At 31.7% G+C, this 14,375-nt stretch carries 14 protein-coding genes; 8 read left to right on the top strand and 6 right to left on the bottom strand.

Features of this window, described 5'->3' with window-relative positions; genetic code table 11:
• Nucleotides 1–40: 40 nt before the first annotated feature.
• Nucleotides 41–520: a Dps family protein gene (locus ABEB23_RS03005; protein WP_348810892.1), complete on the bottom strand. Its 480-nt coding sequence runs from the start codon at nt 518–520 to the stop codon at nt 41–43.
• Nucleotides 521–614: 94 nt separating this feature from the next.
• Between ABEB23_RS03005 and ABEB23_RS03000 the strand changes: the two genes are divergently transcribed.
• Nucleotides 615–1,556 (top strand): LysR substrate-binding domain-containing protein, encoded by a 942-nt coding sequence (locus tag ABEB23_RS03000; protein ID WP_348810891.1) that lies wholly within the window; start codon nt 615–617, stop codon nt 1,554–1,556.
• A 35-nt stretch (nt 1,557–1,591) separates the two neighbouring features.
• Here ABEB23_RS03000 and ABEB23_RS02995 read toward each other — a convergent pair whose 3' ends face one another.
• The gene (locus ABEB23_RS02995; protein WP_348810890.1) at nt 1,592–1,789 is read right to left on the bottom strand and encodes a hypothetical protein; all 198 of its coding nucleotides are present in this window, start codon (nt 1,787–1,789) and stop codon (nt 1,592–1,594) included.
• A gap of 124 nt (nt 1,790–1,913) precedes the next feature.
• Nucleotides 1,914–2,576, bottom strand: a complete 663-nt coding sequence (gene mnmC2 / locus ABEB23_RS02990) for a tRNA (5-methylaminomethyl-2-thiouridine)(34)-methyltransferase MnmC2 (RefSeq protein ID WP_348810889.1) — start codon at nt 2,574–2,576, stop codon at nt 1,914–1,916.
• A 306-nt stretch (nt 2,577–2,882) separates the two neighbouring features.
• Between mnmC2 and ABEB23_RS02985 the strand changes: the two genes are divergently transcribed.
• Complete coding sequence (locus ABEB23_RS02985; RefSeq protein WP_348810888.1) at nt 2,883–3,950, top strand: branched-chain amino acid aminotransferase; 1,068 nt, start codon at nt 2,883–2,885, stop codon at nt 3,948–3,950.
• An 84-nt stretch (nt 3,951–4,034) separates the two neighbouring features.
• Here the strand turns inward: ABEB23_RS02985 and ABEB23_RS02980 are convergent, their stop codons facing one another.
• Entirely contained in the window at nt 4,035–4,424 is a 390-nt protein-coding gene (locus tag ABEB23_RS02980; protein WP_348810887.1) for a pyrophosphohydrolase domain-containing protein, read from the bottom strand.
• A gap of 338 nt (nt 4,425–4,762) precedes the next feature.
• Nucleotides 4,763–6,784 (bottom strand): dipeptidyl-peptidase 3 family protein, encoded by a 2,022-nt coding sequence (locus ABEB23_RS02970; protein WP_348811128.1) that lies wholly within the window; start codon nt 6,782–6,784, stop codon nt 4,763–4,765.
• A 262-nt stretch (nt 6,785–7,046) separates the two neighbouring features.
• On the opposite strand from ABEB23_RS02970, the gene ABEB23_RS02965 reads away from it, so the two are divergent.
• The 4 genes from ABEB23_RS02965 (at nt 7,047) to ABEB23_RS02950 (ending at nt 9,713) form a co-directional block, all read left to right on the top strand.
• Entirely contained in the window at nt 7,047–8,153 is a 1,107-nt protein-coding gene (locus ABEB23_RS02965; protein ID WP_348810885.1) for an SRPBCC family protein, read from the top strand.
• Between the two features lie 65 nt (nt 8,154–8,218).
• Entirely contained in the window at nt 8,219–8,761 is a 543-nt protein-coding gene (locus tag ABEB23_RS02960; RefSeq protein ID WP_348811126.1) for an RNA polymerase sigma factor, read from the top strand.
• A 34-nt stretch (nt 8,762–8,795) separates the two neighbouring features.
• Entirely contained in the window at nt 8,796–9,209 is a 414-nt protein-coding gene (locus ABEB23_RS02955) for a hypothetical protein (protein ID WP_348810884.1), read from the top strand.
• 42 nt (nt 9,210–9,251) lie between these two features.
• Nucleotides 9,252–9,713, top strand: coding sequence for a sensor of ECF-type sigma factor (locus ABEB23_RS02950; protein ID WP_348810883.1), 462 nt, complete (start codon nt 9,252–9,254; stop codon nt 9,711–9,713).
• A gap of 62 nt (nt 9,714–9,775) precedes the next feature.
• Here ABEB23_RS02950 and ABEB23_RS02945 read toward each other — a convergent pair whose 3' ends face one another.
• Nucleotides 9,776–10,840 carry a WD40/YVTN/BNR-like repeat-containing protein gene (locus ABEB23_RS02945; RefSeq protein ID WP_348810882.1) on the bottom strand — a complete coding sequence of 355 codons (1,065 nt, stop codon included), beginning with the start codon at nt 10,838–10,840 and terminating at the stop codon, nt 9,776–9,778.
• A 116-nt stretch (nt 10,841–10,956) separates the two neighbouring features.
• Between ABEB23_RS02945 and ABEB23_RS02940 the strand changes: the two genes are divergently transcribed.
• Together ABEB23_RS02940 and ABEB23_RS02935 are read left to right on the top strand one after the other, a co-directional pair.
• The gene (locus tag ABEB23_RS02940; RefSeq protein ID WP_348810881.1) at nt 10,957–12,234 is read left to right on the top strand and encodes a hypothetical protein; all 1,278 of its coding nucleotides are present in this window, start codon (nt 10,957–10,959) and stop codon (nt 12,232–12,234) included.
• 126 nt (nt 12,235–12,360) lie between these two features.
• Nucleotides 12,361–14,322, top strand: coding sequence for a KUP/HAK/KT family potassium transporter (locus tag ABEB23_RS02935; protein ID WP_348810880.1), 1,962 nt, complete (start codon nt 12,361–12,363; stop codon nt 14,320–14,322).
• Nucleotides 14,323–14,375 lie beyond the last annotated feature (53 nt).

The raw sequence follows: 14,375 nt of genomic DNA, 5'->3' as shown, positions 1-14,375 counted from the left end.
AGTCAGTTTCAACTCACTTCATCCGGCTATATCAATAATTTTAAAGGCTTTCTTCCAACCATGCCTGCATCATCCAAATCGTTTTTTCCTGCTCAGCAATAAAATCACTCATCATCGAATTAGTTCCTTCATCATTAATTTCTGACGATTTAATAAGTATTTCCCGTTCGATTTTCAACAAATGAGATAACGAATTTACGATGAGATGAATTGCTTTTTCATCGTTTGAAATGTTTTTTCCAACGGTCAATTGATTGAATTGAATATAATCTTCAAAAGTATGCAATGGCCTTCCGCCAAGAGTAAGTACACGTTCTGCAATCAGGTCTATTTTTAATTGGGAGTCATTGTACAATTCTTCAAATTTAACATGCAAGTCAAAAAAACGCTTCCCTCTAATATTCCAATGTATTCCTCTCAAACTCTGGTAATACACTTGAAAATTAGAAAGCAAAACATTTAATTCCACTATAATTAATTCAGATTCTCTTACTGGTAATCCTAAAATATTAGTTTTCATATTTTTTATTTTCAACAAATTTAGATAAGAAAACAAAAAACAGACTATAAATTAAATTGATTGTTTTTATATTTGCATCAGAAATTATTATAAAATGACAATTACTCAATTAAAATATGTCTTGGCGGTAGCCGAACATAAAAATTTTACTCTTGCTGCTGAAAAATGTTTTGTAACGCAACCGACATTAAGCATGCAAATTCAAAAAATAGAAGACGAGTTAAGTATTCAGATATTTGATCGAACAAAAAAACCAATTCAACTTACTGATATTGGTCAAAAAATTGTCAATCAAGCCAAAAATATTGTTAATGAAGCAGATCGAATTCAAGATATTGTAGAGCAACAAAAAGGATTTATAGGTGGCGAATTCCGATTAGGAATAATCCCTACGATCATGCCTACTTTGTTGCCTATGTTTTTGAATAATTTCATAAAAAAATACCCAAAAGTAAAACTTATCATTGAAGAGTTAAATACTGAAGAAATCATTACAAAACTCAACAACGGCCATTTGGATGCTGCGATTGCGGCAACTCCGTTAGAAGAAGAAAAAATCAAGGAAATCGTTTTGTACTTTGAACCATTTGTGGCTTATATCCCGGAAACTCACAGAAATTTTCAAAAAGAAGAAATAGAAGTCTCTGATTTAAATCTTGATGAAATACTTTTGTTGCAAGATGGGCATTGTTTCCGCGAAGGAATATTGAATTTATGCAAAAATGAAAGCAGGAATGAAGCCAATCATTTTCAGATAAAAAGCGGAAGTTTTGAAACTTTAATAAAATTAGCAGATGAAGGTTTGGGCACTACACTTTTACCTTATTTGCACACCTTAGACTTAAAAGAATCTGACAAAGTAAAACTTCGTCATTTCAAAGAACCAAAACCTGCTAGAGAAGTCAGTTTGATTTTTCCAAAAAGCGAATTAAAAATCCAAATCATTGATGCATTAAGAAGCACAATTGCCGGTGTAATAAAAGGCGCTATTGTCTTTCAGAATGTACAAATTATAAGCCCGCTTCAAAAGAAATAAAAAAAGGAACCATTTGGTTCCTTTTTTTATTATCCTTATTGATTTACAATAATCAAACATTGTTTCAATTCTGGCTTTTCAATCGTAAAATTTAATAACCATTCTCGTAATTGCTCCATTTCGTATGGTAACAGTGTTTTGATGGCTTTTTCTAACTCTTTACAAAAAAGTATAGGATCAAAACTTACTCTTTCTAGAATTGATTTAGTGTAATCAAACATTATTTTAGACATAATAAATTAAGATTTTGGGGTTAGATCTTGATTTTAACGTTATGTAAAAATACATTATTTATATGTATCACCTATTTATTTAACGTATTTTTTTGCTTTTTATTTAATGAAGAAAGAAAAAAATTTAAATCTTACTGGCACGGAACATTTCTCTTTTTCCGGGTGGTCCTTGTAGTTTTTCAACTGTAAATCCCACTTCAATCATACTTCTTTTTACTACGCCACGTGCTGCATAAGTAACCAGTTTTCCTTTTGGTTTAAGAGCATCATACATTTTTTTAAAAATTGCTGTACTCCACAATTCCGGTTGCACCCTATAACCAAAGGCATCAAAATAAATAAGGTCAAATTTTTCTAAATCATCAATTTCATCAAACAACTGCTTTCTTTTAGTCAAATAAAAATCATCTCTTAAGACTATTTTTTCATTCCAATTACTTTCATGCATTTTTTCAAAAACTGCACTTTCATTATCAGCATCCAATTCCGTAACATAATTCATGGAAAGAACCTCATCTGGAGAAACGGGATACCCTTCCACTCCAACATAATCAATAGCTTGATGCAGTTTTTTCGATTCTAAAAAAGTAATAAATGCATTCAATCCGGTACCAAATCCTATTTCCAAAATAGAAACCGACTTGCCCTCGAATAATGAAAGACCATTTTTTATAAAAACATGTTGAGCTTCCTGAATCGCACCGTGTTTCGAATGATAACATTCGTCCCATTCCTGTAAGTGAATTGTTGTCGACCCGTCAAGCGTGCGAATAATTTCTCTTTTCAAAGTTATATTTTGAGGTTAATCATTGTATTAACACTATTTTGCCAGGTCAAATTTAGTCAAAACAAAAAACGTTTCATTCTAAAAACCCCATATATTTTTAAGTATTTCATATAATTTGACTATAATTTACTAGATTTTTTAAAATATAAATAAATCACAGTTAAATGCCATAATTAATAGTATTTTATCAAGGAATTTGTTGATTTTTACTTAATTTTGCAATCATTAATTTTATCATTCATAACAAATCAATGTTTATAAGCAATTGCTTTAAACTTGAAATACAATAAAAAATAATTCTTTATCATGAGTACAACTCAAACTAACAAAATTGAAATAATAAAAGCTCCTACTTCAAAAATAAATGGGGTAGATTTTGGAAACTTAAGCTTTGGTTCTGTTTTTACAGATCATTTATTCGAGTGTGATTTTAAAAATGGTGAGTGGCAAAAACCGGTCATTAAGCCGTATGCTCCCTTTTTAGTAGATCCTTCTACAAGAGTTTTTCATTATGGTCAAGCCATTTTTGAAGGAATGAAAGCATACAAAGATGACAAAGATGATATTTGGCTTTTCAGACCTGATGAAAATTACAAACGTTTTAATAAATCTGCTGTAAGAATGGCTATGCCAGAAGTACCGGAAGAAATATTTATGAACGGTCTGAATCAATTATTAAAATTAGATGAAGCTTGGGTAAAAAAAGGGAAAGGAAATGCCATGTATATCAGACCGTTTATGATTGCGACCGGTACTGGAGTAATTGCGAACCCTTCAGATGAATATAAATTCATGATTATTTTATCTCCTGTTACATCTTATTATTCAGGTGATGTAAAGGTCCTTATTGCTGAGCATTTTAGTAGAGCTGCAAATGGTGGAATCGGAGCTGCTAAAGCTGCCGGAAATTATGCAGCACAGTTTTATCCAACGAACTTGGCTAACAAAGAAGGTTTCCAACAAGTAATTTGGACTGATGATGCAACACATACCAAATTGGAAGAAGCAGGTACAATGAATGTATTCTTTAGAATCAATGATACTTTACTTACCGCCCCTACAAGCGAAAGAATACTTGATGGTGTTACCAGAAAAACACTAATCGATTTAGCTAAAAGTGAAGGTATAAATGTAGAAATTCGTCCTGTTCTAGTATCTGAACTAGTTGAAGCATCTAAAAATGGAAGCTTGAAAGAAATTTTTGGAGCAGGAACCGCAGCTGTAGTTAGCCCAATTTCCGGATTTTCATATAAAGATGTTTACTATGAATTACCGAAAGTTGAAAACTCAGTTGCTATCCAACTGAAAGAAAAACTGACTAATATTCAAAATAAGCTGGCAGAAGATACTTTTGGATGGACAGTTAAAATATAACATTACCTAATAGTGTATTAAAAAGCGATTTTCAATTGAAAATCGCTTTTTTTATGCCTTATTTTAAACTGTATGAAAACCTTATTATTCAACATCAAGGATTTTGGAAAAATCAGGTTTAAAATAATTAGGACCTTTCATAACTTTTCCGTCTTCGCGATAAATTGGATTTCCGTCCTGACCCAATTTACTCATATTACTTCGCTGAATTTCGTCAAAAACTTCCTCAATTTTATGTTGCAATCCGTGTTCAATGATTGTTCCGCAAAGAATATACATCATATCTCCCAACGCGTCCGCTATTTCTACTAAATCATTATTCTGAACAGCTTCAAGGTATTCTTCGTTCTCTTCTTTCATCAAATGATAACGAAGTGTATTTTTACTTTCACCCAAATCGGCTCTTGGAGTTTCACTATGTCCTATTCTAAATGCAGTGTGAAATTCCTTAACGGCATTAATTTGTTTTTGCATATTTTTATTTGATTAAATGAAGCGGAAAATTAGTAACTATTCCTGAACAATTAACTAAATTTGTCGCAAATAATTTAAACTATGTTTAGTCAAGGACAATTAATTTTTGCTGGCTGTTTCTTTGTTGCTTTTGTTATTGCAATGATTTTTGCCTACCGAAAAGATGCAACGCTTCATCAATTTTTTTACAAAGGAAACTATAAGATTCTAATCGGTTTTGGAATATTTATCGCTATTTTATTCCTGATAAAAATATTTTTCAAACGTTAGTTTTTCTTTTTCAAATAAAAAATGCCCACAATACAGCGGGCATTTTTCTTTATAATAAACTGTTGTAATTAATTTTCTAAAGGCAAAAACCCAAAGTTTTTGGAATAATTCAACATTTGTTCCTCAAAAGATTTAGGCTGCTGTACCTCAATAGACATAATATTTCCTTTATTGTCCAATTTAGGAACCAAAACAGGGTTTACAAAACCGCTGTAAGCCGCCGAATCAAATTGTTTGTTACGTTCTAATACCTCAGCGTGTAATTTTTGATCTACTTTTACACCATAATCTTCCACTAATGCTTTTCCTGCATTATAATCCCCTTCAGATTTTATACGTTGTACTTCACGCAATAATTGCCCGAATAAATCATGCAATTTGTCATAATCCGTAATATTAAAATATGTTTTACCATCACGGCTTATTTTCTCAATTACGTTTTCACTTTTTCCCTTTTCAAAAACCCAAGCACTCACCCATTGGCGATTTCTCATGTGTGCTTCTTCAATATTCGCACCTAATTCCAAACGGACTAATTGCGTCATTAATCCATTGCGGATGTAACTGTCATAAGACTCCGTTCCTAATTTCTTCCAATCATCAACCAAACCTAATTCTTGTAATTTTGGATTGTACAAATAGTATAAACCAACCAAGTCTGCTCTTCCTTCCTCAAGTGTGGAGGCATAACTTTTTAATGATTCTTTTGGAGTACCTACCCCTTGATTTATTTGACCAGATGCATGACCAACCACTTCATGTAAAGCAGTGTGCAATTTATCTCCCAATTCACCGTATTTTTCTGACAAGGCAATCTCTTCCTCATCGTTTGCAAATTCCTTTAATTTCCCTTTTCCTCCAGAATTAGCATAAGAATCTATTATATTCCCCAAAGAAACTGATTTAGAACCATGTTCTGCCCGAATCCAATCTGCATTTGGAAGATTCACACCGATAGGGGTACTTGGTGAAGAATCACCAGCTTCTCCTGCAACAACAACTGTTTTATAAGATACTCCCACAACATTTTTCTTTTTATGTTCTGGCATCAAAGGAGAATTATCTTCAAACCATTGTGCGTTTTTAGACACAACTTCCATTTTGGCAGACATATCAAAATCTTTAATTTGCACCACAGCTTCATAAGAGCCACGATACCCTAAAGGATCATTATATACTTCGATAAAACTGTTTATATAATCAATATTTCCTTCTGTTGCTTGTAACCAGGCAATATTATAATCATCCCAGGTTTGCAAACTTCCAGTTTTGTAATAACTGATAAGTAATCCCAATGCGTCGCCTTGTTTTGGGTTTTCAGCTACACTTTTCGCTTTTTTTAACCAAAAAATAATTTTATCAATCGCAGCCCCGTACATACCTTTGCTTTTCCAAACTTTTTCTTCCAATTTCCCTTTTGAATTGCGAACCAATTTAGAATTCAAACCATAAGAATAAGGTTTCTGTGGATCTGGACTTGATTTTTTAGAATAAAAAGCTTCTACTTCCTTTGCTGAAATCCCTTTGTCATAAAAATTTATTGCCGAACCCTCTAATAAACCTTTTGATTCATCCAAATTTACTTTTTTAGAATCAACATCATTAAATAGTATAGCTGAAATTGTCGGTGACAAATTTGTCTTTGTTTCTTTTAACAAGCTTTTGAAATACGCTTCTGTAAAAGCCGGCTTAATTTTATCACTGGAATAATGGTGGTGAATTCCGTTAGAAAACCAAACTCTTTTTAGATAGATTTCAAAATTTTTCCAATCTGAAGTCGTTTTATCCCCCGAATAATTTTGATAAATATGTTCTAATGCTTTCCTGATTTTCAGATTGTGCTTATAATTTTGGTCCCACATAATATCGCGACCACATGTTCCTGCCTGTGTAAGATAATAAACCAGTGCCTGTTCTTTAAGCGTAAGATTTTCCCAACCAGGAATTTGATAACGCAACACTTTAATGTCTGCAAATTGCTCAACAACGTAATCAAATGGAGCTTCTTGAGCAGTCTTTTTCTCTTGTGCATTACAAATAAATGAAACTGCAACAGTCATAAAAATCCCAGCAATTTTAAATAATTTCATCATTAACGATCTTTAAATGTTTAATATCCAACAAATATACATGATTTTAAAACAAAATATAACAATAATACGTTCGGTTGCCCGATAAAAAATTTACAAGCCTTTGATTTAAAATTCCTTACTTCTAAATCCCAATTTTTCAATTTCTAAATTTAGTTTTAGAAAAAAGGTTCAAAAAGTATGATTTTTTTTAATTTTTTAATACTTACTATAGCATATTAATAAAATTTTTAACTTTACAAAACAAAACATCACCCCAATCATGAGAATTTTAAAATATTTATTTCTTTTACTTATACTTAGTCTAGTTTCATTATCTGTTTTTGTGGCAACTCAAAAAGGGAATTTCAGTGTGGAAAGAAGCGAAGTAATCAATTCGCCTCGATCAGCAGTGTATAACTATGTGAATGATTATAGAAATTGGGAAGATTTTAGCACGTGGATTAATAATGATTCAGAAATGAAAATCACTTATTCGCAAAAGACAATCGGTGTAGGAAGTGCCTTTTCTTGGGAAGGTAAAGACGGTAATGGTAATATGAAAACTCTCTTCGTAAAAGAAAATGACAGTATAGCCCAAAAAATGGACTATGATGGGACTTCTTCAGATGTTTATTGGACTTTTAAAGACACATTAGGTGGAACAAAGGTTACTTGGAAAACGACGGGAAAAATGAGTTTTGTATTTAAAATTTACACAGCACTTAACGGGGGGGCGGATAAGGTAATAGGAAGAATATATGAAAAAAGCCTAACTAATTTAGACAAACGTTTGGATTATGAAATTAAGACTTATGCCGTAAAAGTAAATGGTCTGGTAAAAAAATTGGAAACTTTTTATTTAAAGCAAACATTCACCAGTAAAATTTCAGATGTCACCAAAAATACTAGAGTTGTATTTCCTAAAATTATTGAGTTTTGTACCCAAAACAATATAGAACTTAACGGAAAACCATTTGTAATCTACCATACCTATGATTTGGTAAAAGGATTAACAAAACTGTCATTTTGTGTACCTATTAAACAAGGGATTTTCACCAGCGAAGGAAGCGATATTTTATCTGGTAAGCTAAATTCCTTTGTGGCGGTAAAAACAACTTTGAAAGGTGATTATTCACATAATAAAAAGGCATTAGATAAAGCAACTGAATATTTCAAAACAAACCATCTGGTTGCTGATCCGTCCTTTTCACATCTTGAAATATACACTATTGGTAAATCAGAGGTAAAAAACCCTTCAAAATGGACTACCGAAATTTACTTTCCAATAAAACCAAAAGTAATCGCTTCAAAACCAAGAGTAATCACTTCTAAAACAGAAGTTATAGAAACTCCGAAAATTGAAGAAGAGGTTCCTTCCGAATTTTAATATTTTTTCAATAATAATTTTAAACCTTTTTGATAAATTCCGTTCTAACTACACAAATAAAAGCTTTGCAAGAAGAAAAGGAATTTATACAAGAGCTATTGAACCCTAAAACGCAAAATGAAGCGTTTCAAAAACTCTTGTTCACCTATCAAAAGCCTTTATATAATCACATTCGGAATATTGTTTTGAATCACGATGATACGGATGATGTTTTACAAAATACATTTATAAAAGTATTTCAATATTTAAAAAATTTTAAAGGAGAAAGCAAACTTTTTTCATGGATGTATCGCATCGCTACCAATGAAGCAATCACTTTTATAAATCAAAAGGCAAAATTAAACGGTATTACTTCGGAAGCATTACAGAACAAGACCATTGATAATTTGAAAGCTGACGTTTTTTTTGACGGAAATGAAATTCAGATAAAACTACAAAAAGCCATTGCAACTCTACCTGAAAAACAACAATTGGTTTTTAAAATGAAATATTTTGAAGAACTCAAATACGAAGAAATATCAGAAATATTAGGAACATCTGTCGGTGCTTTGAAAGCTTCTTATCATCATGCCGTAAAAAAAATTGAATCCTTTGTAACAACTGCTTAAACCTTTTTTGTTTAATGAAGTCTAATGAACAATTATGAAAACATTTAAATTAGAAGACGAACCAAAAATTGAATCTGGATTTAAAACTCCAGAAAATTACTTTGAAAATTTTTCAGCTAAAATAATGCAACAATTACCTGAAAATGAAGCTAAAGTAATTTCACTTTTTCAAAAAAGAAAAATAATCCTTATGGCTGTAGCTGCAATTTTAGTTGTAGCAATGATGATTCCCATTTACACTCTCTTTTCAACAAACTCAAAAGAACTGGACGAAAGCACTTTAGAGAATTATATAACCTATCAATCCAGCATGAATCAATATGATTTAATAAGCGAATTGGAAGCTGAAGACATTAACAGAATCAAAACTACAATCCCTTTGGAAGATGAAACCATTGAAGATATATTGACAACAAATTCAGATACGGAGCGTCTTATTCTTGAATAATATCTAATTTATAAATTGAAACTGAACACAAAAAAGAGAACAATGAAACTAAAAAAAATATTCCCAATACTACTGTTTCTCGTTTCTTTTAGTTTTTACGCCCAAGGCGAAGGAATGAAAGAAAAAAAAGAACAAATTAAAGCTCTAAAAGTAGCTTTCCTAACGACAGAACTTAATTTAACGGCTAGTGAATCTGAAAAATTCTGGCCGGTCTATAACACTTTTGATGACAAACAATTTGAATTGAGACATCAAAAAATGAAAGCCTTTATGAGGAGAATGAATGATGAATCAATTGAAAAAATGACCGAAAAAGAAGCCATTGCTTTTTTAAATCAAATTGAAAGTACAGAAGAAGAATTATTTTTGTTGCGAAAAAAATTCATAATCACATTAAAAAAGATTCTGCCAGCTACAAAAATTATACAATTAAAGAAATCTGAGGAGGATTTCAATAGAAAATTACTGCATCAATATAGAGACAGAGGCTCCAGAAAACAATAAAATACTTTTTTCATCATTTGGATATCTAACCCTAAATAATGAGTTATCATTATTTAGGGTTTTTATTTTTTAAAATGGATACGAATCATTTTATTTCTTCCTGCGGCAACTGCAGTATTATTATCAATAAAACGAATCGTATAAAGATTCGGGTCAGCCAATAATTGTTTCCATAAATTACCTCCATCTGAAGAATAATACAATCCGGAAGCCCCTACCGTGACTAATCCCTTTCCATAACTATTAGGAACGTATTGCACACAGGAAGTGTAACCAAATCCTTGATTTTGGGCAAGGGTATTCCAGTTTTTCCCTCCATTAAAAGTTACCGCTTTATTATCAAAATTTTGAGCAGGAATTTCATAATTTCCACCTGCTATAAATCCTGTTTTCGCATCATAAAAATCTGCAGTGAAAATTCCTGTCATTTTTTCCCCTTGAACAATTGGTGTCTCATAAACTGTCCATGAATTCCCTTTATCAGCCGAATAAAAAATCCTTGCTTTTTGACCTCCTGAAACAACCCAAGTATTCTTTCCTTTTACTACAATATTTGTATTGCTTGCCGCAAAAGCCGCTTCACCCTCATAAATTTTTGGCAATTTTTCGGAAGAAATTTTATGCCACGAATTACCTCCATCTCTAGTTATTATAATAGAAAAGCAATTATCAATCGGGTCTCCTATTGCTATTCCTTCTTTATCATTCCAAAACTGCATACTATCATAAAAAACCTTTTCATGGTTTTCCTGATAAACTAATTTTGTCTCCAAATTGTCTTTTGAAACCTTATAAAGCAAAGCTGGATTAGCTACATTCAATATAAAAATATAATCAGCGGTTTTAGCAATACTTCTAAACTCTAATTTCAAACTATCTTTTACAATATGGTTTTCAGTTTTCTTATTTTCTTTTAAATCAAAAAAACCATATCTGGATTTATCTCCAGCATACCACACTTTATTTTCGTCAAAAACGATTGCTCTGATACTAATTTTATCTTGAAACAAAGTATCTATTTCAACCGTATTAAAAACCCCGTTCTGCTCATTTTTAATTTTATAATCAACTGTTTTACAAGATAAAAAAGCGAAAAACACGAATAGGATCAGGATAATATTCTTCATTTTTAAGATTAATTTTGGTAGCTAATTTACAATTAAATTAAAGAATCCAAATTGTTTCTTTTATTTATTGGCACAGTAATTGGATTATTGGAAGTATTAAACTTAAATACACTGCCATGAAAACTAAATTACTTTTATTAACTGCATTGACATCAATTTTTGCAACACAAATTCAAGCACAAGACAGAACCACTATAAATGCGATGAATTCTGAAATTAGCGATAATTTAGACTTACGGGCCGTTGCCTCCATTTTTGGTGATTCACAAAATTTACAGGATTTTGAAAGACGCTTAAATGATCCTAAAATTCAAATATCGAATTTAGATTTAAATAATGATAATGAAGTAGATTATTTGCGAGTTATTGAAACCGTTGAAAAACGCACACATGTTATTATTATCCAAGCTGTTTTAGATCGCGATGTCTATCAAGATATAGCAACAATTGATGTTGAAAAAGATAAATACAACAGAGTCCATGTACAAGTTGTTGGTGATGTCTATATGTATGGTCAAAATTACATTTACGAACCGGTTTATTATAGCAGACCTGCAATTTACGCTTCATTCTGGTTATCTAATTATCGCCCGTATTATTCAAATTGGTACTGGAATTACTACCCAACTTACTATTATGCATGGAATCCTTACCCAGTTTACAGATATAGAAATAACATTAACCATTGTTTGAATGTAAACAACTATTACAATTACGTAAGTTATAGAAGAAGTTATAATGCTCCATATATATATAACTCCAGACGCTCTAATGGCTATGAAAGACAATATCCAAATTACTCTTTTTCAAAAAGAAATTCGAATGTTGCCAATCGTTACGAATTGGATCAAAGAAGATCCTCTCGAAACGTATCCTATAAGAACGAAGTTGGTTATTCAAATAGAAGAACAGTAAATCAAAAAGACTATTCTCAAAACAGAACAAATTCACAAAGAGAGGTGAACTCTCAAAGGGATTATTCACAAAATAGAGGAAATTCTTCCAGAGAAGTAATAGAACAAAGAAAAGACAATCAAAGAGACTATTCTCAAAACAGAACAAGTCCATCCAAAGAAGTAAACTCTCAAAGGGATTATTCAGAAAATAAAACTAGCCCTTCAAGAGAAGAAAGAACTCAAAGAACGGTCTCTCAAAGGGACTATTCACAAAACAAAGGGAATTCTTCAAGAGAAACGACTTCGCAAAGAGGTGCAACTCAAAAAGACTACTCACAAAACAGAGGAAATTCTTCTAGAGAAGCAACTCCACAAAGAGCAGCAACTCAAAAAGAATATTCCCAAAATAGAGGAAATTCTTCCAGAGAACAAAACTCACAAAGAACTGAATCCCAAAGAGATAATTCTTCTTCAAGAAATAACTCCAGAAGATCTTAAATTCAAGAAATAAATTGGAATTGAAAACACGGTCAATATGACCGTGTTTTTTTTTATCTTTTTATCCATATTTCCCTATAATTTATTAGAAAGCATTAACTTTGAAAAGTTTTTTAAAAAAAATTCATGAGCGCATCGCATAAAGACCTCCATACTAAATTAACATTAGGCGGTTTATTAGTTTCTTTAGGAATAATTTATGGTGATATTGGTACATCACCTTTATACGTAATGAAAGCCATTCTTGGTAGTCATATTATTGATGCCGATGTCGTTTTGGGAGGCGTTTCGTGTGTCTTTTGGACGCTTACACTTCAAACTACTATTAAATACGTACTTATTACCCTTAGTGCTGACAATCATGGTGAGGGAGGAATTTTTGCTTTATACGCCTTGGTCAAAAAAACAAAAATTCAATGGCTCATTGTCCCCGCCATTATTGGAGGGAGTGCCTTACTCGCCGATGGAATAATAACACCTCCTATTTCTGTATCCTCCGCAGTTGAAGGAATCAGAACATTTTCTCCAGAAATAAATACGGTTCCTATTGTTATTGGAATCCTTTTTATACTTTTTACCATACAGCAATTTGGGACCAAGTTGGTGGGCAAATTTTTCGCTCCAATTATGTTGATTTGGTTCAGTATGCTTGCCATTTTAGGAACTTTACAAATAGCACAACACACTGAAGTTTTCAAAGCACTGAATCCTTACTACGCTTACCACTTATTGACTATTCACCCTGATGGTTTTTTTGTACTTGGGTTTGTTTTTTTATGTACCACAGGAGCTGAGGCATTATATTCAGACATGGGACATTGCGGAAGAAAAAACATCAGAATTAGTTGGATCTTTGTAAAAACAGCTTTAGTTCTTAACTATTTCGGTCAAGCTGCTTATCTAATTCACCACGAAGGAGAAACTTTGCAGAGCCTTGGAGGAAAAAATGGAAATCCATTCTATCTTATAATGGCTGATTGGTTTCAACCTATAGGAATTGTAATCGCTACCCTTGCTGCAGTAATCGCTTCGCAAGCATTAATCAGTGGATCATTTACACTTATAAATGAAGCTATGCGATTAAATTTTTGGCCAAAAGTTAAAATTAAATACCCAACCGAATTAAAAGGGCAATTGTATATCCCATCAATAAACTGGTTATTGTTTTTAGGGTGTGTGGGAATCGTTTTACACTTTGAAGAATCCAGCAACATGGAACACGCCTACGGTTTGGCAATTATTTTATGCATGATAATGACCACTATTCTACTCAATTATTATCTGATAATGAAAAGAGTAAAATTGTATTTTTTCATGCCATTAATAACTATTTATTTATTAATTGAATTTAGTTTTCTTGCCGCCAACATCACAAAATTTGCCGAAGGTGGTTATGTAACACTTTTCATAGCCATATTATTGATTTCAGTAATGACGATTTGGTATTTGGCTAAGAAAATCAACAAGAGTTATACTAAAATTGTCAAAATTGAAGACTACAAAAAAGTACTTGTTGAATTGAGCGCTGATTTATCTATCCCTAAATATGCTACTCATTTAGTTTATATGACAAATGCCGGCAGAACAGATGAAATAGAGGAAAAAGTAATGTATTCTATTTTACAAAAAAGACCTAAAAGGGCTGATATTTACTGGTTTGTTCACGTAAACATTTTAACAGAACCCTATAAAACGGAATACAAGGTTACCGAAATTGTAAAAGACGATTTGTATCGTGTCGACTTTAATTTAGGTTTTAGAGAACCTACAAAAATAAACTTGATGTTTAAAGAAGTAATTAAAGACATGGTGAAAAAAGGAGAAGTTGACGTTACGAGCCGTTACGAATCCTTGAATAAGAATAATATTATTGGTGACTTCAAATTTGTATTGTCCGAAAAGTTCCTTTCTAATGACAGTGATTTGTTGTGGCATGAAAAATTAATCATGAATTCTTATTTCTTTATTAAAAAACTAAGTTTATCCGAAGAAAGAGCATTTGGTTTAGACAGTAGCTCTGTTAAAATAGAAAAATTCCCAATGGTACTTCATGCTCCAGAAAATATTGGATTAACACGAGTTAAATAACAAATATAATTTTCAAAAAAACACTGTTTTGAACAGTGTTTTTTTTTGCTCAA

Source organism: Flavobacterium maritimum (assembly GCF_040049085.1).
Lineage (GTDB): Bacteria > Bacteroidota > Bacteroidia > Flavobacteriales > Flavobacteriaceae > Flavobacterium > Flavobacterium maritimum.
This window is presented reverse-complemented; position numbering and strand designations above follow the sequence as displayed.

Coding starts and splice junctions, on each gene's coding strand:
- ABEB23_RS02970 (WP_348811128.1), bottom strand. CDS start 6,784: ATGAAATTATTTAAAATTGCTGGGATTTTTATGACTGTTGCAGTTTCA.
- ABEB23_RS02985 (WP_348810888.1), top strand. CDS start 2,883: ATGAGTACAACTCAAACTAACAAAATTGAAATAATAAAAGCTCCTACT.
- ABEB23_RS02955 (WP_348810884.1), top strand. CDS start 8,796: ATGAAAACATTTAAATTAGAAGACGAACCAAAAATTGAATCTGGATTT.
- ABEB23_RS02950 (WP_348810883.1), top strand. CDS start 9,252: ATGAAACTAAAAAAAATATTCCCAATACTACTGTTTCTCGTTTCTTTT.
- ABEB23_RS02940 (WP_348810881.1), top strand. CDS start 10,957: ATGAAAACTAAATTACTTTTATTAACTGCATTGACATCAATTTTTGCA.
- ABEB23_RS03000 (WP_348810891.1), top strand. CDS start 615: ATGACAATTACTCAATTAAAATATGTCTTGGCGGTAGCCGAACATAAA.
- ABEB23_RS02995 (WP_348810890.1), bottom strand. CDS start 1,789: ATGTCTAAAATAATGTTTGATTACACTAAATCAATTCTAGAAAGAGTA.
- ABEB23_RS02965 (WP_348810885.1), top strand. CDS start 7,047: ATGAGAATTTTAAAATATTTATTTCTTTTACTTATACTTAGTCTAGTT.
- ABEB23_RS02945 (WP_348810882.1), bottom strand. CDS start 10,840: ATGAAGAATATTATCCTGATCCTATTCGTGTTTTTCGCTTTTTTATCT.
- ABEB23_RS02935 (WP_348810880.1), top strand. CDS start 12,361: ATGAGCGCATCGCATAAAGACCTCCATACTAAATTAACATTAGGCGGT.
- ABEB23_RS03005 (WP_348810892.1), bottom strand. CDS start 520: ATGAAAACTAATATTTTAGGATTACCAGTAAGAGAATCTGAATTAATT.
- ABEB23_RS02980 (WP_348810887.1), bottom strand. CDS start 4,424: ATGCAAAAACAAATTAATGCCGTTAAGGAATTTCACACTGCATTTAGA.